At 71.5% G+C, this 22,411-nt stretch carries 23 protein-coding genes; 15 read left to right on the forward strand and 8 right to left on the reverse strand.

From position 1 onward, the window contains the following. Positions 1-161: 161 nt before the first annotated feature. The 4 genes from QWU11_RS02665 (at position 162) to QWU11_RS02680 (ending at position 2,770) form a co-directional block, all read left to right on the forward strand. Positions 162-743 carry a PepSY domain-containing protein gene (locus QWU11_RS02665; protein WP_290103371.1) on the forward strand — a complete coding sequence of 194 codons (582 nt, stop codon included), beginning with the start codon at positions 162-164 and terminating at the stop codon, positions 741-743. A 757-nt stretch (positions 744-1,500) separates the two neighbouring features. Beyond that, a complete protein-coding gene (locus tag QWU11_RS02670; RefSeq protein WP_290103372.1) occupies positions 1,501-1,770 on the forward strand; it encodes a hypothetical protein in 270 nt (89 codons plus the stop codon). Positions 1,771-1,896: 126 nt separating this feature from the next. Then, positions 1,897-2,403, forward strand: coding sequence for a hypothetical protein (locus tag QWU11_RS02675; protein WP_290103373.1), 507 nt, complete (start codon positions 1,897-1,899; stop codon positions 2,401-2,403). Positions 2,404-2,521: 118 nt separating this feature from the next. After that, positions 2,522-2,770 (forward strand): hypothetical protein, encoded by a 249-nt coding sequence (locus QWU11_RS02680; RefSeq protein ID WP_290103374.1) that lies wholly within the window; start codon positions 2,522-2,524, stop codon positions 2,768-2,770. On the opposite strand, the gene QWU11_RS02685 is transcribed toward QWU11_RS02680, so the two are convergent. From QWU11_RS02685 to QWU11_RS02700, 4 genes are read right to left on the reverse strand one after another with little or no spacing between them, the layout of a single operon-like run. Continuing rightward, the gene (locus tag QWU11_RS02685) at positions 2,745-3,812 is read right to left on the reverse strand and encodes a Gfo/Idh/MocA family oxidoreductase (protein WP_290103375.1); all 1,068 of its coding nucleotides are present in this window, start codon (positions 3,810-3,812) and stop codon (positions 2,745-2,747) included. The genes QWU11_RS02680 and QWU11_RS02685 overlap by 26 nt on opposite strands. Before the next feature lie 43 nt (positions 3,813-3,855). Beyond that, the gene (locus tag QWU11_RS02690) at positions 3,856-4,875 is read right to left on the reverse strand and encodes a PAS domain-containing sensor histidine kinase (RefSeq protein WP_290103376.1); all 1,020 of its coding nucleotides are present in this window, start codon (positions 4,873-4,875) and stop codon (positions 3,856-3,858) included. A gap of 2 nt (positions 4,876-4,877) precedes the next feature. Next, positions 4,878-6,395 carry a circadian clock protein KaiC gene (gene kaiC, locus QWU11_RS02695; protein WP_290103377.1) on the reverse strand — a complete coding sequence of 506 codons (1,518 nt, stop codon included), beginning with the start codon at positions 6,393-6,395 and terminating at the stop codon, positions 4,878-4,880. Further along, positions 6,392-6,694, reverse strand: a complete 303-nt coding sequence (locus tag QWU11_RS02700) for a circadian clock KaiB family protein (RefSeq protein WP_290103378.1) — start codon at positions 6,692-6,694, stop codon at positions 6,392-6,394. Before QWU11_RS02700 ends, kaiC begins: the two co-directional genes overlap by 4 nt. Positions 6,695-6,855: 161 nt before the next feature. Here QWU11_RS02700 and QWU11_RS02705 point away from each other — a divergent pair, with 161 nt between their 5' ends. The 3 genes from QWU11_RS02705 (at position 6,856) to QWU11_RS02715 (ending at position 10,075) form a co-directional block, all read left to right on the forward strand. Next, positions 6,856-7,515, forward strand: a complete 660-nt coding sequence (locus tag QWU11_RS02705; RefSeq protein WP_290103379.1) for a response regulator transcription factor — start codon at positions 6,856-6,858, stop codon at positions 7,513-7,515. Between the two features lie 20 nt (positions 7,516-7,535). Then, positions 7,536-8,558, forward strand: a complete 1,023-nt coding sequence (locus QWU11_RS02710; protein ID WP_290103380.1) for a hypothetical protein — start codon at positions 7,536-7,538, stop codon at positions 8,556-8,558. A 290-nt stretch (positions 8,559-8,848) separates the two neighbouring features. Next, positions 8,849-10,075 carry an MFS transporter gene (locus QWU11_RS02715; protein ID WP_290103381.1) on the forward strand — a complete coding sequence of 409 codons (1,227 nt, stop codon included), beginning with the start codon at positions 8,849-8,851 and terminating at the stop codon, positions 10,073-10,075. Here the strand turns inward: QWU11_RS02715 and QWU11_RS02720 are convergent. Then, a complete protein-coding gene (locus tag QWU11_RS02720) occupies positions 10,038-14,108 on the reverse strand; it encodes a HAMP domain-containing protein (RefSeq protein WP_290103813.1) in 4,071 nt (1,356 codons plus the stop codon). The two genes, QWU11_RS02715 and QWU11_RS02720, sit on opposite strands and share 38 nt — an antisense overlap. 289 nt (positions 14,109-14,397) lie before the next feature. Between QWU11_RS02720 and QWU11_RS02725 the strand changes: the two genes are divergently transcribed. Next, positions 14,398-14,616 (forward strand): hypothetical protein, encoded by a 219-nt coding sequence (locus QWU11_RS02725; RefSeq protein WP_290103382.1) that lies wholly within the window; start codon positions 14,398-14,400, stop codon positions 14,614-14,616. A gap of 20 nt (positions 14,617-14,636) precedes the next feature. Then, a complete protein-coding gene (locus QWU11_RS02730; RefSeq protein ID WP_290103383.1) occupies positions 14,637-15,341 on the forward strand; it encodes a response regulator transcription factor in 705 nt (234 codons plus the stop codon). Here the strand turns inward: QWU11_RS02730 and QWU11_RS02735 are convergent. After that, positions 15,338-15,709, reverse strand: a complete 372-nt coding sequence (locus QWU11_RS02735) for a response regulator (RefSeq protein WP_290103384.1) — start codon at positions 15,707-15,709, stop codon at positions 15,338-15,340. The genes QWU11_RS02730 and QWU11_RS02735 overlap by 4 nt on opposite strands. Before the next feature lie 122 nt (positions 15,710-15,831). Between QWU11_RS02735 and QWU11_RS02740 the strand changes: the two genes are divergently transcribed. The 4 genes from QWU11_RS02740 to QWU11_RS02755 all read left to right on the forward strand — a co-directional run bounded on the left by QWU11_RS02740 (position 15,832) and on the right by QWU11_RS02755 (position 18,948). Continuing rightward, positions 15,832-16,278 carry an SRPBCC domain-containing protein gene (locus QWU11_RS02740; RefSeq protein WP_290103385.1) on the forward strand — a complete coding sequence of 149 codons (447 nt, stop codon included), beginning with the start codon at positions 15,832-15,834 and terminating at the stop codon, positions 16,276-16,278. Next, positions 16,275-16,601 (forward strand): metalloregulator ArsR/SmtB family transcription factor, encoded by a 327-nt coding sequence (locus QWU11_RS02745; protein ID WP_290103386.1) that lies wholly within the window; start codon positions 16,275-16,277, stop codon positions 16,599-16,601. Before QWU11_RS02740 ends, QWU11_RS02745 begins: the two co-directional genes overlap by 4 nt. A gap of 115 nt (positions 16,602-16,716) precedes the next feature. Then, positions 16,717-18,597: a type VII secretion protein EccCb gene (gene eccCb, locus QWU11_RS02750; RefSeq protein ID WP_290103387.1), complete on the forward strand. Its 1,881-nt coding sequence runs from the start codon at positions 16,717-16,719 to the stop codon at positions 18,595-18,597. A 36-nt stretch (positions 18,598-18,633) separates the two neighbouring features. Then, positions 18,634-18,948, forward strand: a complete 315-nt coding sequence (locus QWU11_RS02755; RefSeq protein WP_290103388.1) for a CU044_2847 family protein — start codon at positions 18,634-18,636, stop codon at positions 18,946-18,948. Here the strand turns inward: QWU11_RS02755 and QWU11_RS02760 are convergent. Further along, on the reverse strand, positions 18,911-19,510 hold the full coding sequence (locus QWU11_RS02760) for a TetR/AcrR family transcriptional regulator (protein ID WP_290103389.1): 600 nt from the start codon (positions 19,508-19,510) through the stop codon (positions 18,911-18,913). The two genes, QWU11_RS02755 and QWU11_RS02760, sit on opposite strands and share 38 nt — an antisense overlap. Before the next feature lie 91 nt (positions 19,511-19,601). Here QWU11_RS02760 and QWU11_RS02765 point away from each other — a divergent pair, with 91 nt between their 5' ends. Then, entirely contained in the window at positions 19,602-20,654 is a 1,053-nt protein-coding gene (locus QWU11_RS02765) for an aldo/keto reductase (RefSeq protein WP_290103390.1), read from the forward strand. Here the strand turns inward: QWU11_RS02765 and QWU11_RS02770 are convergent. Next, positions 20,638-20,994, reverse strand: coding sequence for a helix-turn-helix transcriptional regulator (locus QWU11_RS02770; protein ID WP_290103391.1), 357 nt, complete (start codon positions 20,992-20,994; stop codon positions 20,638-20,640). The two genes, QWU11_RS02765 and QWU11_RS02770, sit on opposite strands and share 17 nt — an antisense overlap. Before the next feature lie 115 nt (positions 20,995-21,109). Here QWU11_RS02770 and QWU11_RS02775 point away from each other — a divergent pair, with 115 nt between their 5' ends. Next, positions 21,110-22,192 carry an NADH:flavin oxidoreductase/NADH oxidase gene (locus tag QWU11_RS02775; protein ID WP_290103392.1) on the forward strand — a complete coding sequence of 361 codons (1,083 nt, stop codon included), beginning with the start codon at positions 21,110-21,112 and terminating at the stop codon, positions 22,190-22,192. Positions 22,193-22,411 lie beyond the last annotated feature (219 nt).

Here is a 22,411-nt window from a genome sequence, read left to right on the forward strand (position 1 = left end):
ACTAAATAGGGTTTTAGGGCATGCGTCCCAGAGGGCACGTCAGTGATCGTCAAGGCTTAACGGCGCCTTAGGGTTTCCGCAGCGCGCCCCTATCCGATCTCGGGCGAGTCTCTCCTCATGCCGGTCTCCACGGCGGAGGCCGAACACGAGGAGGGTTTCGAATGCGCAAGAAGGCAGCCATCACCAGCGGCGTCGCGGCGGTCGTACTCAGCGGCGGCCTGGCGCTCGCGCTGAACGGCGGCGGTACCGCGTCGGCGGCACGGACCGCGGCCACGGCCTCGTCGGCCCGGCCGGCGGCGGCGCCCTCCGTCTCACTGATCAGCCGCGCGGAGGCGGAGCAGATCGCGCTCGCCGCCGTGCCCGGGGCGAAGGTACGGTCGGCCGAGCTGGAGAGCGAGCACGGCGTCACCGTCTGGTCCGTCCGCGTCGTCAAGGGCGGCGTGACGCGTGACCTGGACATCAACGCGCGTACGGGCAAGGTGGTCCGCGACCGGGCCGAGAAGGGCCGGGCCCGCGACGCCCGCCGGGGCGACGACCACCGGGCACGCGAGGCGGAGCACCGGCACGGCGAGGCCGAGCCGGGCGACGACCGAGGCCGCGAGGCCGAAGCGCGGCACGGCACCGACGACGCTCCCGGCGACGACCACGGCCGCCACGGAGGTGGCTCGGACGACCGCGGAGGCGACGACCACGGCGGCGGGCGTCACGGCGGTGACGACGACAACCGAGGCCACGGCAGCTGACCCGCCACCGACCGCGACACGGCCGCCTGGACGACCCCGGCCACCGAGACGCGGTGGCCTGGCCGGCACACCTCCCGGATAGAACGACGGGTACGGCCACGATCGTCATCGTCACCACCGCCGGCGGCTCGTAGCCGACGACGAAGAGCCGGTCGGGGAGACCGGCGCCGCACCATCTCGGACGGGTCCGCCGCCAAAGCGGCGGGCCCGTCCTGCGCGAGGGTGCACCAGGAGACGAGGGGACAGGTCTGCGTACGGCGGCGAGACGTCGGGCCGCGTCCCTGCCGCCCTATCCCGGCGACCGGCGGCACCACCGCCGGCGTGCCCCGGGCGTGCGCCTCGGCGACCAGGAACTCCGCGCTGCGCCCGCACCGCCGCACCGCCGCACCGCCGTGCCGCACCGCCCCGCCACGCCGCGGCCTAACGACGCCAGGCTTCCCCGGCCGACTCCATAACTACGATCACCACCGCGGACACACCGCGCCCAACGACCGGCCACCCGCCGGCCACGTCCTAACCTCACGGGAGAGAACAGCGAGCGCTACCCCCGCCGGGTCCGGCTCCGAGGGCCGCCCAGCCTGTGAGGGTGGTTTCGAGGGTTTCGCGCGTTGTGGCGGCAAAGGGTGGGTAATCATCTGCGCCCGGATTAGTCCGCTCGTGCGAGTGGGGTGTGGCGGGCGGGTATGCCGACCGCGTGTCCCCAGCGCTACGGAAGTGTCCGACGCGTGGTGGTCCGGCAAGGAGCGCCCGCCGGCCCGTGCTCATCCTTCTTCTGACGGTGATCATCGTCGGTGGCATGCCGCTGCGGGCATGGGCCGGGCGCTGGCAGGACGGTGGCGGCGGGCTAGCGGTCGGGAACGGGCGGTACAACCGGAACTCCGTCACGATTCGCAGCCCGGAGTTCAATCACGGCATACAGCACCTCACCAACACCAACGTCGGTGGCGGGAACAACAGCCAGGCATCCTTCTGCCTGAAGAGGTTCCGGCACTGCCGGATCTCCCAGCATCTCAATCCGGGCTGGTAGCCGACCGTACAACGGGCGCGTAAAGATCTTTCCCGGATCGCCGGCGAGCCCGCTCATGACCGTGGCGCGGGGTACTCCCCTCCAACGGAGTGCGCACGATCCCCGACGCACAAGAGGTCCTGAAGAATGATCCACCACCTTCTCGCCGCGTCCGCCATGAGCCTCGCCGGGCGGCCTCTGCCGCCTCCGGCCGACCTCGTCCCGACCATCGTGCGTGACGGGAACCACCATGACGGGAACGGCCACCACAACCGCAACATCATCTCGGTGCACAGCCCGACCCATAACCGCGGATACCAGCACACCAGCAACAGCAACGCCGGCGGCTCCAACCCCGTGCAGAACGCGCTCTGCCGGCACGTCACCGTGTGCAACGTCACCCAGACGGTCCACATCGCCCGGCCGGAGCGGCCACAGCCGCCCGCGGAGACGCCGCCGGAGCCGCCGCCTCCGACCGTCGAGGTGCTCCCCGAGCCACAGCGCGAGGCCCCGCCTCCCCTGGAACCCCCGCGTCAACGCCTGCCGCGCGGCCCCTTCCTTTACATGGGCCCGGAGGGCCTCCTGATGGGGTCGGGCGCCGGCACGCCGACCCTCTCGCTCGGTGGGGTACTCCCCTTCGGCCTGTCCGGCTGACCGGCAAAAGGCTGGCAAGGGCCCGGCAATCATCCATGCCGCGTGCCGTCAACGCACCGGTGCCCGGACCGCCCGGCGGGTACGGAGGCCGATATACCCGGCCGAAAGGACATCGCTCATGCGACGGACCACGTACGGCGGCCTGCTCGTCCTCCTCCTGGTCGCCCCGCCGCAGGCGTACGCCGACGTCAACCACAACGGGAACGGCGCGCACAACCACAACGCGTTCTCCATCCGCAGCCCGACCCGCAACGGCGGCGTGCAGGCCATCTCGAACGCGAACGCCGGGGGCGTCTCATCGAGCCGCAACGCCCTCTGCAAGAGGACGCGGTTCTGCCACATCAGGCAGTCGACGGCCGGTCCGTGACCTGCCCTTCGAACGCGTAGACCACACCGTCGTCGCGGCGCTCGGGCGTGACCGGCACCGTACGGCCGCTCCGCCAGGACAGGTCGGCGGCGGTGGCCAGGTCGAAGGCGGCGAGCGCGTCCAGGCCGGTGACCGCCGGGGCGGTGTCGTCGCGGACGCAGCGGGCGAACGCCTCCATCTCCTCGGCGTACGCCAGCGGGTAGCGCTCCTCGAAGTCGCGGTTGATACCGTACGTCGCGCCGCCCGGCGTCAGCCACTGGTAGTGCCGGTACTGCGGCCGGTCGATCCGCGCGGTCGCCAGCGCGCCCACGACCTCGGTCGAGCACTCGTAGCCGTAGCCCGCGGCCCGGCTGTTGTCGATCACGCCGAGCGCGCCGCTCTCGAAGCGCAGCACGACCAGCGCGGTGTCGATGTCGCCGATCGCGCCGATCTCCGGGTCGGCGATGGCCGACCCGTACGAGCTGACCTCGACGACCTCGCCGACCATCCAGCGCGCGGTGTCCAGGTCGTGGATGGTCATGTCCACGAAGAACCCGCCCGAGCCGGCGAGGTAGGCGACCGGCGGCGGTCTCATGTCGCGCAGCGAGGTGCGGAAGAGGTACGGCTCGCCCATCTCGCCCGCGTGGATGCGCCGGGTCGCCGCCACCCAGTCGGGGTCGTAGCGCCGGTGGAAGCCGACCTGGAACTTCACGCCGGTCGCCGCGACGGCCTCGACGGTGCGTACGGTCGCGGGCCGGTCCAGCGCGATCGGCTTCTCGCAGAAGACGTGCTTTCCGGCCCGCGCGGCGCGTACGGCGAGGTCGCCGTGGGTGGCCGTGGGGGTGGCCACGGCGACCGCCTCGACGGAGGCGTCGCCCAGCACCTCCTCGACGTCGGCGGTCCACGGCACGTCGAACTCCGCGCCCGCCGCGGCGGCCAGGCCGGGATCGGCGTCCGCCACGACGGCGAGCTCGGCCGTACGGCAGCGGGCGGCCAGGTTTCCGGCGTGGATGTGGCCCATCCGGCCCAGGCCGATCAGGGCGACGCGCACCTTCGATCTCATCGGGCTCCTCAGCTCGGGGGAATGCCTCGTACAGGCTGACAGGTCAAGGCAACGGCGCGACCTGCAGGCCCAGGCAGAAGCAGGCGCCGCCGCGGTCGCCGGGCTCGTAGTAGACCTCGCCGCCGTTGGCCTGGGCGAGACGGCGCACGATCCACAGCCCGAGCCCGGATCCCTCGGTGTGCTCCTTGACACCGTCGTCGCGAGTGAAGCGCTCGAACAGGCGCGGGACGAACTCCGCGGGTACGCCCGGCCCGCTGTCGTAGATCCGCAGCTCCACCCAGCCGTCGTCCTCGTCCGCGGACACGCCGATCGGCGGGCTCCCGTACTTGAAGGCGTTCTCCAGGCAGTTGACGAGCATCTCCGACAGTTCGGCGCGGTTCACGTGCGCGGCCAGCCGGGGGTGGCACGAGACGCACACGTCGCCGGAGCGCTCGCCGAACTCCGCCAGCCGTTCGAGCAGCAGCTCCAGGATCGGCACGCACTCCAGCGGCGCTCGCGTGACCTCCACGTCGATGCGGGAGGCGGTGAGCAGCTTGGAGACCATGGTCTGGAGATAGGCCGTACGGTCGGCGATCCGGTCGACGACCTCGGCGCGCTGGTCGGCCGTGAGCACGACACCGGGGTCGCGCAGCACCTCGGTGAGCGTGCTGATCGTCGCGAGCGGGTTGCGGAGCTCGTGGGCCACCATCGCGGCCGTCGTGTGCTGGCGCTCCAGCGCCGCCTCCAGGTCCTGCTCGATCTGCCGGCGGCGCGTGACGTCGCGCAGCGCCGCGACGTGCAGCCGCTCGCCCTCCAGGATCGTGCTGGCGACCCGCATCTCGACGATCCGCTCGCCGCCCTCGGGCAGCATCAGCTCGACCTCGGTCGCGCCGCCCGCGACCATCGGATAGCCGAACGGGGTGCCCAGGAGCCGGTCGGCCCGGCGGCCGAACAGCTCCTCGGCGGCGGGGTTGCAGACGCGGATCCGGCCCTCCTCGTCGACCGCGACGATGCCGTCGGCGGACGCGGAGATGATCGCGTGCCCGGTACCGGGGGCCGTTCTCGGCTGCTCGTCGAGGTCCACGGTCAGCCCTGCCCCTCGCCCGCCGGGTCGGTCTCCGCGGGCCACGGCGGGTGCTCGGTCAGCGCCGCGCTGCCCGACAGGACGTGAGCGACGCGCGGCAGCGGTTCGCCGATGTGCAACCCGGTGTCGTCGATGGTGACCTGCCGGATGGCATGGTCGTGGCAGCTCCCTCTCGTCTGCATCACGGCGACCGCGCGCTGGATGTCGCCGGTGCGCTCGACGTACCGCAGCATGATCGTGACGTCCGCGATGCTCGCCATCTCGACCGCGCTCGCCAGCGTGCCGCCCGCCATGGCGTGGCCGGGCGGCGCGGCCGTGATGAGCGTGGTGATCTCGCGCTCGCGGAGCACGCCCGTCAGGGCGATGACGAAGTCCAGCAGCGACCGCGCGGAGACGACGCGCTCCAGCGAGGAGAGCGTGTCGATGACGACGCGGGTCGGCTGGAAGTCGCCGATGGCGTGCCGCAGACGGAGGAAGTGCTCTTCGGGCGTCGCCGCCTCGGGGTAGTCGGCGCTGACGTGCAGCCGGTTCGCGGCCTGCAGGCCCCGCAGGTCCATCCCCCAGCTCGCGGCGTTGCGCGCGAGCTGGCCGCGGGTCTCGTCGAACGTGCAGAACAGGCAGCGCTCGTCCGGCGCGCCCGCGTTCGCGAACTGCAGCGCGGTGAGCGTCTTGCCGATGCCGGGCGGCCCGGTGAGCAGCGCGATCGCGTCCCGGAACAGGCCTCCGCCGACCATGCGGTCCAGGCCGGCGTTGCCGGTGGGGACCCGGGCGTGCGACGCCTCGTCCGTGGTGGCGAGGACACCGAGCGGGATGACGACGAACCCCTCGCGCGGGTCGATGGTGAACAGCCACTCCCCCGTACGGTGCGGGACCCCGCGGAACTTCACGATCTCGACGGTCCGGCGGCGCCTCTCCTCGTGCAGGACGTTGCGCAAGACGATGACGTTGTCGAGCACGAACTCCTCGACGGCGTAGCGGGACAGGCCGTCGTACTCGTGGACCCGCTCGGAGGTGAGCAGCAGCGTGACGCCGAGGGCCTTCAGGGCGGCGACGATCCGGACCAGCTCGTGACGGATGACGCCGGCGTCGCGGAACCGGATGAAGATCGAGCCGAACGAGTCGAACGAGACGCGTTCGGCGCTGCTGCGCAGTACCGCGTGTTCGATCCGGGCCATCAGCGCGCTCAGGTCGTACGTGCCGATGGTCTCGACGCCCTCGCCGGTGTCGAGAGAGGCGTCGACGAAGGTCCACAGGCCGTCGCGCTCCCACTGGCCGATGTCGAAGCCGAGGGAGATCGCGTTCCGGCGGATCGCCCCCGCGGTCTCCTCGGCGGTCACGAAGACGCCGGGCTGGCCGAAGTTCAGGATCCCCCGGGCGAGGAACTCCACCGCGAAGAGCGTCTTGCCGCTGCCGGTCGTCCCGGTCACGAGCGTGGGCCGGCCGGCCGGGATCCCGCCGAGGGCGATGGCGTCGAAGCCGCCGATGCCGGTGGGCAACCGCTCGATCGCGTCGATCGTCACGTGCTCCTCCGGGAGAGCATGCCGCCGCTGTCGGAGAGGCCGAGGACGTCCGCGGCCCGGCCGTGGTCGGACAGGTCGCCGATGACCCTGAGCTGGGGCGCGGGTTCGAGGCGTACGACGGTCGGGGTGGCGAGGATCCGTTCCTGCTCGGCCAGGTCGGGCCGCTCGATCGCGTCGATGACCTCGATCTCGTAGCCCTTGGGCAGGTGGGACTCGCACAGGAAGCGAAGGTTCGAGACGGCCGCCTGGGATCGCGCGGTCCGCCCGGCGATATAGAGCCTGAACGAGTAATCCGTCACGGTAGAACCCATTTCTCCGCTGTAAGGCCGGGCCACCTGCCGCAAAGCGGTGTATTTGGGTACTCTTGTCCTGTTCCTCGCCCTACCCCCACCGCCCGGTCCGGACACCGCGGATCACCGGGCTGACCAGCGACGGCGTGGTGGCCTGGAGGCACTCGGGGATGAGCCGGACGAAGACGGAGACACGGGTGCTCCTCGTGGAGGATCAGCGGACCCTCGCCGAGGCCCTGACGATCGCCCTGAACGCGCAGCCCGACCTGACATGCGTCGGCGCGGCGCGAACCACGGACGAGGCGGTCTCACTCACCGCCGCGCGATGCCCGGACGTCGTGCTCATGGACATCCACCTGCCCGGCGGGGACGGCATCGACGGGACCCGGCAGATCAAGGCGCTCAATCCGGCCGTCCGCGTCTTCATCCTGACCGCGGACGCGACGCCGGAGCAGTTCGCGTGCGCCACCGAGGCCGGCGCCACGGGCTTCCTGGCCAAGGACGGCCCGTTCCCGGAGGTGCTGGCGGCGATCCGTACGCGCGGCCGGGCGATGGTCGCGGGCGGCACGTTCGCGGTCCTGACCGCCGACCTGCGCCAGGACGCCTGCGAGCGGGCGCAGTCCTGGGCCTGCCTCACCGCCCGGGAGAGGGAGGTCCTCGCGCTGATGGGCGAGGGTCTCGGCTCCCAGGCGATCGCCGAACACCTCGGCATGAGCCGCCACACCGCCCTCGGCCACGTCAAACGCATCCTGGCGAAACTCAAGGTCCACAGTCGCCGCGAGGCGGTCGGCGTCGCCGTCCGTACGGGCCTGCTCCCCGGCCCCCGCTGACCCACCGGCACCATGGGGCGATGGAGTTCCCCTTCGGCGCGGCCCTGACGGCACGGCTCGGGACGGCGCGCGATCCCCGGCCCCTGGCGAGCAGCCCCCGGTCCAACGTCTGGCGGGCCGGCGTCGGTGGAGCGCAGGTCGTCGTCAAGCAGATCGTCGGCGGGGCCGACGCCCGGGCGCGGTACGAGCGCGAGGTGGCGGCCCTGCGACTGGCCGCCCGGGTGCGGCCCCCGATCGTGCCCGCCCTGCTCGCCGCCGATCCCGGCACGCTGACGATGGTCCTGGAACACGTGGACGACACCGGGCCGGCCGAGGACTGGGTGGTGGCGTACGCCGAAGGGCTGGCCCGGCTGCACGCGGCCGCCGGGCCGGCCGACGCCGGGGCCCTGCCGCGCTGGCAGGGGCCTGACGCCGGGGACGTACGCGCCTTCCTGGGCCTGGCCGGGCGGCTGGGGGCTCCCGTCGAGGCTCGCGCGCGGGACGAGCTCGCCGCTCTGGCCGACCGGCTCTCGCGGGTCCCCGGGGACGCCCTGCTGCACGGCGACCCGTGTCCCGGCAACGACCTGTACGTCGATGGAGTGGTCCGGTTCGTCGACCTCGAACAGGCCGCGTTCGGCAACGGCCTGGTGGAACTCGCCTACCTGCGCATCGGCTTCCCGACCTGCTGGTGCGTCACCGAGGTGGCCGGGCCACTGCTGGACCGGGCCGAGGCCGCCTACCGCACGGCGTGGCGCGCCGCCACCGGCGCGGAGCCGGACGGCGACCTCGTGGACGCCTGCGCGGGATGGCTGATCCGCGGCGACGCGCTGGTCCAGCGGGCCGAGCGGGGTATCACCGACCACCTCGCCCGCGTCTCGGCCGGGGACTGGCCGTGGGGCACGGCGACCGCGCGGGAACGGCTGGCCCATCGGCTCGGCGTCGTCGCTGGCCTGACCGAGGGCCGCGCCGACCTCGCCGGGCTGCACCGGCTGGCCACGGCGATGCGCGCCCGCCTGCCGGGCCACTGGCCCGGCCTGCGGCCGCCACCGCTCCGCCGCGCCTGACCCGAGGTAGTCATCGGTTCTCTTCGCACCTCGGCCAAGCGCTCGTTCGCCTACCCTGCCGAACCCCCCGGCGAGGAACGACCGGCCTGCATCCCTTTCGCCATCGCCTCTGTATCGATCGGCGGCGTCCGTCTCGCCGCCGGGACCCCTCGGTGAATAACCTTCGGTTTGTCGGGTCCGCCACCATGGAGATCGGACGTATCCGGCCGTAGCGTTGATCCGCACCGGAGCCGGGCACCGGACTGCCACCGAGCCGCCCGGCCGCGGGGGCACGTGACGGGGAGGCGCGGGTGAGGTGGTCGCTGATCGTTCTGCTGTGCGCCAACGCCGTCTCCCTCACCGGCAACGTGCTCTCGATGCTGGCCGTGCCCTGGTTCGTTTTGCAGACGACGGGCAGCCCGGCACGTACGGGACTGGCCGCCTTCGCCTCCACCCTGCCGGTGGTGATCTCGGCGACCTTCGCCGGGACGCTGATCGACCGGCTCGGCCTGCGGCGCGCGAGCGTGCTCTCCGACCTGTTCAGCGGGGTCATCGTGCTCGCGATCCCGCTGCTCTACCTTACTTACGGCCTCTCGTACGGGCTCCTGCTCGTCCTGCTGTTCGCGCGCTGGCTGCTCGCCACGCCGGGCGAGACCGCCCGCGAGACGCTGATCCCCGAACTCGCGGCCCGCGCGCGCTTCACCATGGAGCGGGCGACGGCCGCCTACGACGGCGCGTACCGCGGCGCGAAGATGGTGGGAGCGCCGCTCGCGGGCGTGCTCATCGTCTGGCTCGGGCCGACGAACCTGCTCCTGATCGACGGCATGACCTTCCTGCTGTCGGCGGTGATGATCCGCTTCGGCGTCCCCGGCTCGTCGCCCAAGACCGTGGAGCACACGGGGTACGTCGACAGCCTGCGCGAGGGGATGGCGTTCCTGTGGCACGACCGGCTGCTGCGGTCCGCCGTCGCGATGGTCCTGGTCACCAACCTGCTCGACACCGGCCTCGGCCAGGTCCTGCTGCCCCTGTACGCGCGGGACGTCACGGGCGACCCGCGCGCGTTCGGCCTGCTGGTGGGCGCCGTCGGGGCGGGCGCGGTCGTGGGGACGGTCGCGTACGGGACGCTGGGCGCGCGGTTACCCAGGCGGATGACCTTCGCGCTGTGTTTCCTGGTCGCCGGGTTGCCCCGCACGCTCATCCTGGCGACCGACGTCACGCTCGACGTGGCCCTCGCGGTCACGGTCGTCTCGGGCTTCGCGGCCGGCGCGATCAACCCGCTGCTGGGGGTGGTGGAGTTCGAGCGCATCCCGGTGCGGCTGCGGGCGCGTGTGCTCGGCACGATCACCGCGGGCGCGTACGCCGGGATGCCCTTCGGCGGCCTCCTGGCCGGGGGGCTCACCGAGCTGGCCGGCCTGGCGACGACTCTCGTCGTCTTCGCCGGCGTCTACCTGCTCGCCTCCATCCCGCCGTTCATCGGCCGGGCCTGGCGCGAACCCGGCCTCACCCCGCGGAAGCCTCGTACGGACCGTCCGGCATGACCTCGTCCCCGGCGGCACCCCGGCGGCCGGACGTCTCCGGGTCGAGGAGGTCACAGGCGATCTTCAACAATCGGTCCACGTCGACGACGGGCTTTTGCAGATAGTCGTCGGCCCCGCTCGCCAGGGCCTTCTCGCGCTCACCCGGAATGGCCTTCGCACTGAGGACGACGATCGGCAGGTCGGCGTGGCGCGGGACGCCGCGGATCGCCCTGATCGCCTCGTAACCGTCCATGACCGGCATCATTATGTCCATCAGGACGAGAGAGACGTCGGGGTCGCGTTCGATGATCTCGATGGCCTCCTTGCCGTTCAGCGCGTAGAGCACCGGCAGCCCGACGCGGCCGAGCAACTGGGTCAGGGCGATGACGATGCGGATGTCGTCGTCGACGACGAGGATCTTGCCCGTGAGCATGCGCGTGGCGCGCTCGGCGCTCCACTCGTCCAGACGGGTCATCAGGGCCGGCCGGTTTTCGTGCTCGGTGTTCCAGTGGATGCCGTCCTCGACCGGCGCGTCGAGCACCGGTGTGTGGCCGGGGTGGACCACCGGGACGTACAGGGTGAAGGAGCTGCCCACTCCCGGTTCGCTCGCGGCGGTGATCCGCCCGCCGAGCAGTGTGGCGAGCTCCCGGCTGATCGACAGGCCGAGCCCGGTGCCGCCGTACTTGTGGCTGCCGGCGCCGTGGGCCTGCTCGAACGCCTCGAAGATCGTGCCGAGCTTCTCCGGCGGTATGCCGATGCCGGTGTCCTCCACGGTGAAGGCGACGATGTCGCCGAGCCCGTACAGCGCCTCGTCGGCGCCGGTGAACCGCTCGACCCGCAGCGTCACCCGGCCCTTCGGGGTGAACTTGATCGCGTTGGACAGCAGGTTGCGCAGGATCTGCTGGAGCCGCTGCTCGTCGGAGAACAGCTCGCCAGGCGCGTCGACGGCCACGTCGACCCCGAAGTCCAGCCCGTGGTCGACCGCGATCGGCCCGGACGTGGCGTTGACGTAGTCCAGCAGCGTGACCAGCGGAAGCTTCTTCGGGCGGATGTCGAGCCGGCCGGCCTCCACCTTCGACAGGTCGAGGATGTCGTTGATCAACTGCAGCAGGTCCGACCCGGACCGGTGAATGCTGGTCGCGAAGGTCACCTCCTCCTCGGAGAGGTTCTCCTGCGCGTTGTCGGCCAGCAGCCGCGCGTAGATCAGCATCGAGCTGAGCGGTGTGCGCAGCTCGTGCGACATGTTCGCCACGAACTCCGACTTGTACTGCGAGGAGGAGGCCAGCAGGGCCGCCTTCTCGGCGAGTTCCTCGTTCGAGTGCTGCAGCTCGCACTGCTGCCGCTGCAGTTCGTCCGACCGCTCCTGGAGCTGCTGCGCCAGGCCCTGGGACTCGGCGAGCAGCACCTCGGTGCGCGCGTTGGCCAGGATGGTGTTGAGCGCGACGCCGATGGTGTTGACGAACTGGTCGAAGAAGGCCAGGTGCACGTCGGAGAAGCGCGAGAACGAGGCCAGCTCGACGATGCCGAGCAGCCGGTCCTCGAACAGGATCGGGATGATGACGATGCTCGCCGGGGCGGACTCCCCGAGCCCGGAGGAGATCTTGATGTAGTCCGGCGGGATGTCCTCCAGGAGCATCCGCTTCTTCTCCAGCGCGGCCTGCCGGACGAGCCCCTGGGCCAGCGCTCCCGGCGTCTCGGTGGCCGCGTCCTGCAGGCCGTACCCGGCGATGAGGGCGAGTCCCCGCGCGTGCTCGGCCGGATGGCCGGTCCAGTCGCCGTCGGCCTCGGCGCCGGCCAGGAAGAACGCGCCGTACTGCGCGTTCACCAGCGGCGTCAGCTCGCGGAGGATCAGGTCGGCGACCTCGACCAGGTCGCGGTGGCCCTGCATCAGGCCGGCGAGGCGGGTCAGGTTGGACTCCAGCCAGTCCTTCGCGCGGGTCGTCTCGCGGAGGTTGGAGACCATCAGGTTGATGTTGTCCTTCAGCTCCGAGACCTCGCCGTGCGTCTCGACGGTGATGTGGCGGGACATGTCGCCCTGCGCCACTGCGGAGGTCACCTCGGCGATCGCCCGCACCTGGGTGGTGAGGTTGCCGGCCAGCTCGTTGACGTTGGTGGTCAGCCGCTTCCAGGTGCCGTGCACGCCCTCGACCCGGGCCTGACCGCCCAGCCGTCCCTCGCTGCCGACCTCGCGGGCCACCCGCGTGACCTCCGAGGAGAACGACGACAGCGTGTCGACCATCGTGTTGACCGTGGTCTTGAGCTCCAGGATCTCGCCCTGCGCGTCGACGTCGATCTTCTTGGACAGGTCGCCCTCGGCGACGGCCGTGGCGACCTGGGCGATGTTGCGGACCTGCGAGGTCAGGTTGGCGGCCATGAAGTTGACGTTGTCGGTGAGGTCCTTCCACATGCCCGAGACGCCGCGGACCTGGGCCCGGCCGCCGAGGCTGCCCTCCGTACCGACCTCGCGCGCCACCCGCGTGACCTCGTCGGCGAAGCCGGACAGCTGGTCGACCATGGTGTTGACCGTGGTCTTGAGCTGGAGGATCTCACCTTGGGCGTCGACGGTGATCTTCTTGGACAGGTCGCCGTTCGCCACCGACGTCGTCACCTGGGCGATGTTGCGGACCTGCGACGTCAGGTTCGACGCCATGAAGTTCACGTTGTCCGTCAGGTCCTTCCACACCCCCGACACCCCACGGACCTGCGCCTGGCCGCCGAGGTTGCCCTCCGTACCGACCTCACGGGCCACCCGCGTGACCTCGCCCGCGAACGCCGAGAGCTGGTCCACCATCGTGTTGATCGTCGTCTTGAGCTCCAGGATCTCGCCGCGGGCGTCGACGTCGATCTTCTTGCCGAGGTCGCCCCGCGCGACCGCGGTCGCGACCTGGGCGATGTTGCGGACCTGCGAGGTCAGGTTGTCCGCCATGAAGTTGACGTTGTCCGTCAGGTCCTTCCACACCCCCGAGACGCCGGGGACCTGGGCCCGGCCGCCGAGGCTGCCCTCCGTACCGACCTCACGGGCCACCCGCGTGACCTCGCCCGCGAACGCCGAGAGCTGGTCCACCATCGTGTTGACGGTCGACTTGAGCTGGAGGATCTCACCCTGGGCGTCGACGGTGATCTTCTTGGACAGGTCACCGTTCGCCACCGACGTCGTCACCTGGGCGATGTTGCGGACCTGCGACGTCAGGTTCGACGCCATGAAGTTCACGTTGTCCGTCAGGTCCTTCCACACCCCCGACACCCCACGGACCTGGGCCCGGCCGCCGAGCCGCCCCTCCGTACCGACCTCGCCGGCCACACGGGTCACCTCGCCGGCGAAGGCCGAGAGCTGGTCCACCATCGTGTTGACGATCAGCTTGAGCTCCAGGAGCTCGCCGGTGGCCTCGACCGTCACCGACCGGGTCAGGTCGCCGCCGGCCACTGCCTTGGTCACCACGGCGATGTCGCGGACCTGGGCGGTGAGCCGGTCGGCCATCGTGTTGACGGCCTCGGTCACGTCGCGCCAGCTTCCCGACAGCCCGCGCACCCTGGCGCGCCCGCCGAGGCGCCCCTCCGTACCGACCTCGCGGGCGAGGCGCGTCACCTCGCCGGTGAACAGTGAGAGCTGGTCGACCATCTGGTTGATCCGCTGGCCGAGCCGGCGCAGGTCGCCGCGCAGCGGGCGGTTGCCGTTGCTCAGGTCCATGCGCTGGGTGAGGTCGCCGTCGGCGACCGCGTCGAGGACCCGCGTCGCGTTCGCGGCGGGGACCACGAGGGCCTCGACCAGGACGTTGGCCGACTCCACCCCGGCGGTCCAGGCGCCGGGGCCCGGGCTGGAGGACAGCCGCTCGTCCAGCCGCCCGTACCGGACCACCTCGCGGGACACCCGGCCCAGCTCACACGCGAAGTGCTCGTTGCGGTCGGCGATCTGGTTGAACACGCGAGCGAGCTCCCCCGCGACGCCCTCGTCCTCGGTGGGCATCCGTACGCGGAAGTCGCCGTCCCGCAGGGCGTCCATCGCCACCAGCAGCGGGCGGAGTTCGCTCACCCGAATCCACCCGTCGCGGTTCATCTCTTTGACCGTCGTCACGCTCACGCGAAAGTCCCCCAAGTCGCGAGCCGGCGTAGGCGCACTACGTCGTTCGGGCGCCGCCTGACGTTTCAGGCGGCGGGCCCGCGCGGAAGGAGGATCGTCTGCCCCGCAGTTCGCGGCGGGCGTACCACCGGACTTCGAGGAGCAGGTAGGGAGCGGAGGATCGGGGCGGCAGGCCCGCGACCGCCGTCCGGCGGGCGGTGGTGGGCTGACCGCCCCCGGTCCGTACGTCCCATCAGGAGCGGGAGGCCGGACGCAGGGTGTCGAGGTGATGGTGCTGGGGCGAGCCGCGCACACGACGACTCTGGCACGTGGCGACATCTCGTCGCATTACGGCATGACGATAGAGGACGAAACGCCGAATTACGAGACCATTGCCAAAATTTATAGCGCCATTAACGATCATTCTCTTAATTTCATGACCTGTCATTTGAAATATTGTCCAGGCTCGCTATTTCGTCACGTCCCCGCTGTTCGCACGGGGTGACGGGTATCATTGGCCTGGCCATGCCAGGACAGCGGCTGCCCGACGTCGGGCGCGACGACGACGGTCCGATCCCCCCGCGCGGGCGTGTGATCGTGGCCGACGATGACGTATTGCTCCGCGAAGGACTGGCGAGTCTTCTCACGCGCGAGGGCTTCGAGGTGCTCGGGCAGGCGGGCGACGGCACCCGGCTGCTGGAGCTGGTCCGGCAGTACGTCCCCGACCTGGCGATCGTGGACGTCCGCATGCCGCCGACCGGCACGACGGAAGGGCTGCAGGCCGCCTCGGAGATCCGACGGCTCTTCCCCTCGGTCGCGATCCTGGTCCTGTCGGCCTACGTCGAGGTGGACCACGCACTGGAGCTGCTGTCCAGCGGCGACCGCATCGGCTACCTGCTCAAGACCCGGGTCACCGACGTCGCCGAGCTGATCGACGCGGTCGAACGCATCGCGAAGGGCGGCTCGGTCATCGACCCGTTCCTGGTGCAGCGGCTGTTCGCCGCCCACCGGCGCGGCGACCCGCTGGCCAAACTGAGCGCCCGCGAGCGCGAGGTCCTGGCGCTGATGGCCGAGGGCCGCTCCAACGCCGGGATCGTCCACAAGCTCTGGATCGCCGAGCCCACGGTCGAAAAACACGTGCACAGCATCCTCACCAAGCTGTGCCTGCCGGAGACCGACGCCGACCACCGCCGCGTCCTCGCCGTACTCGCCTTCCTCAACGCCAGTTAGGCCCGCGCCGACAGCAGCTCCTCGATCCTGCCGACGGACATGGAGGTCTTCTCCAGGAAGCGGAGATACGGGCTGGCCTCCATGCGCGCGGCGAGTTCGTCCTCCGCGTGGGTCGACATCAAGATGATCGCCGGCTGCCAGTCGCCGGTGAAGCGTTCCCGCAGGCGCTGGGCGATGTCGAAGCCGCTCTCGGACCCCAGGCGTACGTCCATCAACACGATGGCGGGCCGTAGCCTCCCGGCGCACTCCAGGGCCTCGGCCCCGTTCGAGGCCGTGTCCACCACCTCGGCGCCGTCACGTTCGAGCAGATGCCGCATCGCCCGGCGAAAGGACACGTTGTCGTCCACGATCAGGCAGCGCATGTCCATGACCTCAGCATCTCCCCGGGCCCGCACGGCAGAACGCCGGGCCCCCACGTGCTACCGGCAGGTTGCGCCTGAGTGACTTGTAGTGCAACCTAAGAGTTGCAGCCGAACAGAAGGAGATGGCCATGGGTACTCCGGACCGCATCGAACGAGAGATCAGCATTGACGCGCCGCTCGACCGCGTATGGGGGCTCGTCAGCGAGCCGGGCTGGTGGGTCGGCGAGGGCGAGGACTCGGGCAGGCAGCGGCGCCGCGAGGGTGGCCTCGACGTGATCGACAGCCGCTGGGGCAGCTTTCCGGTCCGCGTCGAGACCGTCGAGCCGCAGACCTACGTCGCCTACCGGTGGTCCAGCACGGCCCCCGGCGAGGTTCCGTCCGAGACGAACTCCACGCTGGTGGAATTCTGGCTGAGCGAGCGCGACGGCGGCACGGTCGTACGCGTCGCCGAGAGCGGTTTCGCCGCGCTCGCGCTCACCGACGAGGAGCGCGAAAGCGCCTTCGAGGGCAACACCGGGGGCTGGGCCGGACAGTGCGACCTGCTCAGGACGCGCGCGGAGCGCGTCGTGGCATGAGTGACGTCGGTGCCGTACTCCTCGCGATGGCCGACCCGACGCGGCGCCTGCTGCTGGACGCCCTCGCCGAGGAGGGCACGGCGAGCGCGACCCGGCTCGCGGGGCGCCTGCCGGTGTCGCGCCAGGCCGTCGTGAAGCACCTGCGCGTGCTGGAGGGCGCGGGCCTGGTCAGCGGCGCCCGCGCGGGCCGTGAGGTCCGGTACGAGGTGCGCCCCGAGCCTCTCGACGCCTCCGCCCGGTGGATGGCGAACCTGGCCGCCACATGGGACCGCCGTCTCGTCGCCCTGAAACGCGCGGCCGAGGCTCCGCCGAGACCAACCTGACCAGGGGTTTTTCTGCGAAACGCCCCAGAGATCGCGATCGCGGCGCCGTACGCCTCACGTCCAGTCCGCCGGAAACCATCCGGTATCTGATCGATGATCGTTAAGTTGATCATCTATGCGCGAGGACATCGATCGCTACACCGGCCAGGCCCTCGATCTCCTCGATGAGGCCGAGCGGATCGAGGGGCCGGAGCGGCGCCAGGCGCTGGCCCGCGCCCAGGTGTTCGCGACGCTCGCGGCGGCGTCGGCCCTCCGTGAGGTCGCCGACGCCGCCGTACGGGCCGGCGAGCCGAACACTCGCACGCTCTTCGAGGCCGCCGAGAACCTCCTGAGCGGCCAGGCGCCGCTGTCCAAGGAGATCGAGCGCCTGGCGCTGGAGGGCGCGTGCTCGCTCGACCAGTTCCTGCCCCCGCTCGACAACACCCTCGACGTCGGCTTCACGACGACCGGCTGGGGCGACCGCGGTGGCCTCCGCGTGCCCGTCGGCGGCCTCGTGCCCCCGCTCGGGCCGGAGCTGGCGCCGCTGTCGCTCGACCTGTCCGGCGCCCAGGGCCACGTCGGCGTCGCCGGCGCCCCGCAGAGCGGCAAGTCGACGCTGCTGCGCACGCTCGTCGCCTCGCTGGCGCTGACCCACACGCCGGACGAGGCGCAGTTCTACTGCCTGGACTTCGGCGGAGGCGCGCTCGCGGCGCTGGCGGACCTGCCCCACGTCGCGGGCGTGGCGAGCCACCTCGACACCTACCGCGTCCGCCGTACGGTCGAGGAGGTCTCGGCGCTGCTCGACACGCGCGAACGCTACTTCGCCGAGCACGAGATCGACTCGATCGCCGCCTACCGCCGCCTGCGGGCGAGCGATGAGATCCTCGGCGACGGCTTCGGCGACGTGTTCCTCGTGATCGACGACTGGCTGGTCGTACGGCAGGAGTTCGAGAAGGTGGAGCGGGCGGCGTACCGGCTGGCCCAGCGCGGGCTCGGCTACGGCATCCACCTCGTGGCCTCGGCCGGCGACTGGAGCCACTTCCGTACCGGCCTTCGCGCGCTGTTCGGCACGAAGCTGGAGCTGCGGCTGGGCGATCCCCACGGTTCTGAGATCGACCCCACACTGGCCGCGACCATCCGGCCGGACCGCCCGGGACACGGCGTCTCCGGGAACGGCTCGCGCTTCCAGATCGCCCTGCCCCGCATCGACGGCCGTACGGACACCGAGGACCTGAGCGACGGCGTACGGGACCTGGTCGAGGCGGTGACCGCCGGCTGGCAGGCCGCGCCCGCGGCGAAGGTCCGCGTGCTGCCGGAGGACCTGCCCCTGCGCGCCCTGCCGACGGCCGCCGAGACCGGGCCGCGGGTGCCGATCGGCATGGACGAGACCACGCTGTCGCCGGTGCTGCTGGACTTCGCGGCGGACGCGCACCTCGTGGTTCTCGGCGACCGGGAGTGCGGCAAGTCGAACCTGCTGCGCCTGATCGCCAAGTCCATCATGGACCGGCACGTGCCGAGCGAGATCCGGCTCGTCCTGGTCGACTACCGCCGGAGCCTGCTGGACGTCGCCGGCCCCCACACCGGCCACGCCACCTCCCCCGCCGAGGCCGTCGACCTCCTGGAGGACCTCCAGAGTGTGCTGGGCGCCCGGCTGCCCGTCTCCGGCGGTACGCGCGGGCCGGAGGTGTTCCTGCTCGTGGACGACTACGATCTGGTCGCGGCGGGCCCCAACCCGCTGGGGCCGATCGCCGATCTCCTGCCGTGGTCCCGCGAGGTCGGCCTGCACCTGATCCTGACCCGCTCGATGACCGGTGCGGGCCGGGCGATGCACGACCCGATCCTCGATCGGCTCCGGTCCGGGAGCGCGCCGGCCCTCCTCATGTCGGGCGTTCCGGGTGAGGGGCCGCTCTTCGGCGACCACCGCGCCGAGTCCCTTCCGCCGGGCCGCGGCCGGTACGTCCACCACCGCACGGGCGCCCGCCTCATCCAGACCGCCCGGGTCGACGGCGCGCCGTAGGCGGCCTGCGCCGCGAAGGTTGCTACGTTTCTCCAGGTGACCGAACTGGTGCGGTGGCAGACCGATCAAGGTCCGGTGGTCGTGGAGACGCGCGAGCAGCACGCCGGGTTCGCGCCGGACGAGGTCGTCCACGACGCCGCGGGCCGGTTCGAGGACGCGCTCGCGAACGTACGCGCGGCGGCCGTTTCAGCGCTCGCGACGTTCCGGGACGACACGCTCAAGCCCGACGACGTGGAGATCGAGTTCGGCGTCAAGCTCGACGCCGGGGCCGGGGCGGTCATCGCCCGGACCTCACTCGAAGGCCACCTCGTCGTCAAGCTCCGCTGGACGCGTGACCCCGCCCTTCGCTGAGCAGCGTCTCGGCCGCTGCGCGGGCGTGACGGAGCGGGGCGCGGTCATTCAGCAGGGCACTCTGGGCCAGGGCGCCGTCGAAGAGGACGGCGAGCTGGTCCGCGAGCCTTCCGGGATCGGCGGCGCCGGCCTCCTCCGCGGTGGCGCGGAGTAGCTCGCGGAAGGCGCGCTTGTGCTCGACGGCCAGCCTGCGCGCGGGGTGGGCCGGGTCGGCGATCTCGGCGGCGGCGTTGAGGTACGGGCAGCCGCGGAGGGCGCCCTCGCCTGTCACCTCGAGGTCGTCGAACAGGCCCAGGAGCCGGTCGCGTGCGGGCAGGTCCGTACGGGCGAGGATCTGTTCGCGGGCGAGGAGACTCTCGTCGGCGAAGCGGCCCAGATAGGCCGCGACCAGCACGTCCTTGCTCTCGAAGTGCTGGTACAGCGTGCGCTTGGAGACGTGGGCGACCTCGGTCAGCTCGCCGATGCCGGTCGCGGTGATGCCTTGGTCGTAGAACAGCCGGGTGGCCGCCCGCAGGATGCGCTCACGCGCGCCGCGTCCGCCGCCGTTGGTCGTTGCGCTCACACGCTCGATGGTACCGATCGTTTTACTTCGCCGCGAGCAGTCGTTATGGTCGAGGTAGAACGATCGGTTTACTTGGTCTTGGAGGACAGCGATGCGTTACACCGCTTTCGGCCGCCGGACGGGCCTTCGCGTGTCGGAGTACGCCCTGGGCACGGGCAACTTCGGCACCGGCTGGGGCACAGGCACCGAGCAGGACGAGGCGCGGCGGGTCTTCGACGGGTTCGCGGAGGCGGGAGGGGTGTTCATCGACACCGCCGACGGCTACCAGGCCGGGGAGTCCGAGACGATGCTGCGGGACTTTCTCGCGGCCGACCGGGACCACTTCGTGCTGGCCTCGAAGTACTCCAACGGCCCGGTGAAGGGCGACGTCTCACGCTCCGGCAACAGCCGCAAGAACATGATCGCCTCGGTGGAGGCCAGCCTGCGGCGGCTCGGCACCGACCACATCGACCTCTACTGGGCGCACTACCCGGACGAGATCACGCCCATGGAGGAGATCGCGCGCGCCTTCGATGACCTCGTACGGTCCGGGAAGATCCTGCACTGGGGTCTGTCGAACTTCCCCGCCTGGCGGGTGTCGCGCGCCGCGACGCTGGCCGAGCTTCGCGGCTGGGCGCCGCCGGCCGGCATCCAGCTGGAGTACAGCCTGGTCGAGCGCACCGCCGATCGCGAACTCCTGCCGATGGCCGAGTCGCTCGGGCTGGGCGCCGCGCTCTGGTCACCGCTCGGCGGTGGCCTGCTGACCGGCAAGTACCGCGAGAGCGACGCCGGGCGGCTCTCCGAGTGGAACCGCCTCGTCCACACCGAGACCACCACGCAGAAGACCGCCGTGGTCGACGCGGTGCTGGCGATCGCCGCCGAGATCGGCGCGGCCCCGGCCCAGGTCGCAGTGGCCTGGATGCGCGAGCGCGCGGCGCGTATCGCCACGACGTTCGTCACCATCATCGGCCCGCGTTCGGTGCGGCAGCTCGATGACTACCTCGGCGCCCTGGACGTCTCGCTGACCGGCGAGCAGTACGACCGGCTCACCCAGGTCAGCGCCGTACCTCTCGGCATGCCGCACGACCTGATCGCCGCGCAGCAGGACACCGCCCTGGGCGGGGACGCCTCGCGCGTGATCCGGCCGGCTACGCCGGTGAGCTGAGCCGCCGCCGCTGCTCCGCGTCGGCGGTCAGCACGCTGCCGAGCAGGCCGGGGAACAGCGCGTCGAGGTCGGCGCGGCGCATCGAGGTCATCTTGGCCGTACCCCGGTAGACCTGGTTGATCAGGCCGGCCTCGCGGAGCACGCGGTAGTGGTGGGTCGTGGTCGACTTGGTCACCGCGAGGTTCAGCGCCGAGCACGGCGCCTCCTCGCCGTCGGCCAGGCCGCTGAGGAAGCACACCAGTTGCAGGCGGACCGGGTCGGACAGCGCGTGGAGCACGGCTTCGAGCCGGATCTGCGCGCGCGTGGGGTGATCGAGCGTCCGGGCGGTCGCGGTCGGCACGGGTCGGTCCCTTCGCAGTGCGGTCCGCTCGATTGTACGGCGATCCTCGTAGTTTGACAGATCCCGTACTACGACTTGTACCGTACTAGCCGTCGCCGGAGCTTAGGAGCCTGCCGTGAGCGCCCTGTTCGAACCTCTCAGACTGCGCGGTCTGACGCTGCCCAACCGAGTCTGGATGTCCCCGATGTGCCAGTACTCCGCCGTGGACGAGGGGCCGGACACCGGCGTCGCCGGCGACTGGCACTTCGCGCACCAGGCCGCACGCGCGGTCGGCGGCGCCGGGCTGATCATCACCGAGGCCACCGCGGTGAACCCCGAGGGCCGGATCAGCCCGGCCGACCTCGGCCTGTGGAACGACCGCCAGCAGCAGGGCCTCGCCCGCATCGCCGCGTTCGTGCGCGGGTACGACGCGGTGCCCGGCATCCAGCTGGCGCACGCCGGGCGCAAGGCCTCCACCGAACGCCCCTGGCGCGGCGGCCGGTCCATCCACCCGGACCAGCCGCACGGCTGGCGGCCGGTCGCGCCGAGCCCTCTTCCCTTCCACGAGGGTGACCCGGTGCCGGCGGAGCTGAGCCGGGATCAGATCGGGGCCATCGTCGAGGACTTCGCCGCGTCCGCCCGGCGGGCCCTGGACGCGGGCTTCCAGGTGGTCGAGATCCACGGCGCGCACGGCTACCTGATCCACGAGTTCGTCTCGCCGCACACCAACCGGCGCACCGATGAGTACGGCGGCTCGTTCGAGAACCGGACCAGGTTCGCCCTGGAGGTGGTCGACGCCGTACGCGCGGTCTGGCCGGACGAGCTGCCGGTGTTCTACCGCGCCTCGGCGACCGACTGGCTGGATGAGGCCGGGTGGACCACCGATGACACCGTACGGCTCGCGAAGGAGCTGCTCGGGCACGGCGCCGACCTGCTCGACACCTCCAGCGGCGGGATCGCGCCGGGCGTGCGGATCACCACCGGGCCGGGCTACCAGGTCCCGTTCGCCGCACGGGTCAAGGCCGAGACGGACCTGCCGGTCGCGGCGGTCGGTGAGATCACCGAGCCCCGGCAGGCGGAGGAGATCATCGCGTCCGGGCAGGCCGACGCGGTGCTGCTGGCCCGCGAGCTGCTGCGCGACCCGTACTGGCCGAACCGCGCGGCCCGCTCGCTCGGTGCCGCGCCGTCGTGGCCGGACCAGTATCTCCGCGCCGTCTGAACCTGGTAGATCTGAGGCCATGCCCTGGGGTGTCGGTTCCGTTCCGCGGCCGGGCAGCCGTACGGCCCGGCCATTGCTGTACCTCGACATCGACGGGGTGCTGAACCCCTCGTTCCCCGCCGATCCCGACCTGTTCGTGTCCCATGTCGTCGACGTGGGCCGGCGGTTCGCCTGGGTCGACGACGTCATCCCGCCGCGCGTCAGACGGCAGGCCTGGCC

The sequence above is a fragment of the Actinomadura sp. DC4 genome, from assembly GCF_030406325.1.
GTDB lineage: Bacteria > Actinomycetota > Actinomycetes > Streptosporangiales > Streptosporangiaceae > Actinoallomurus.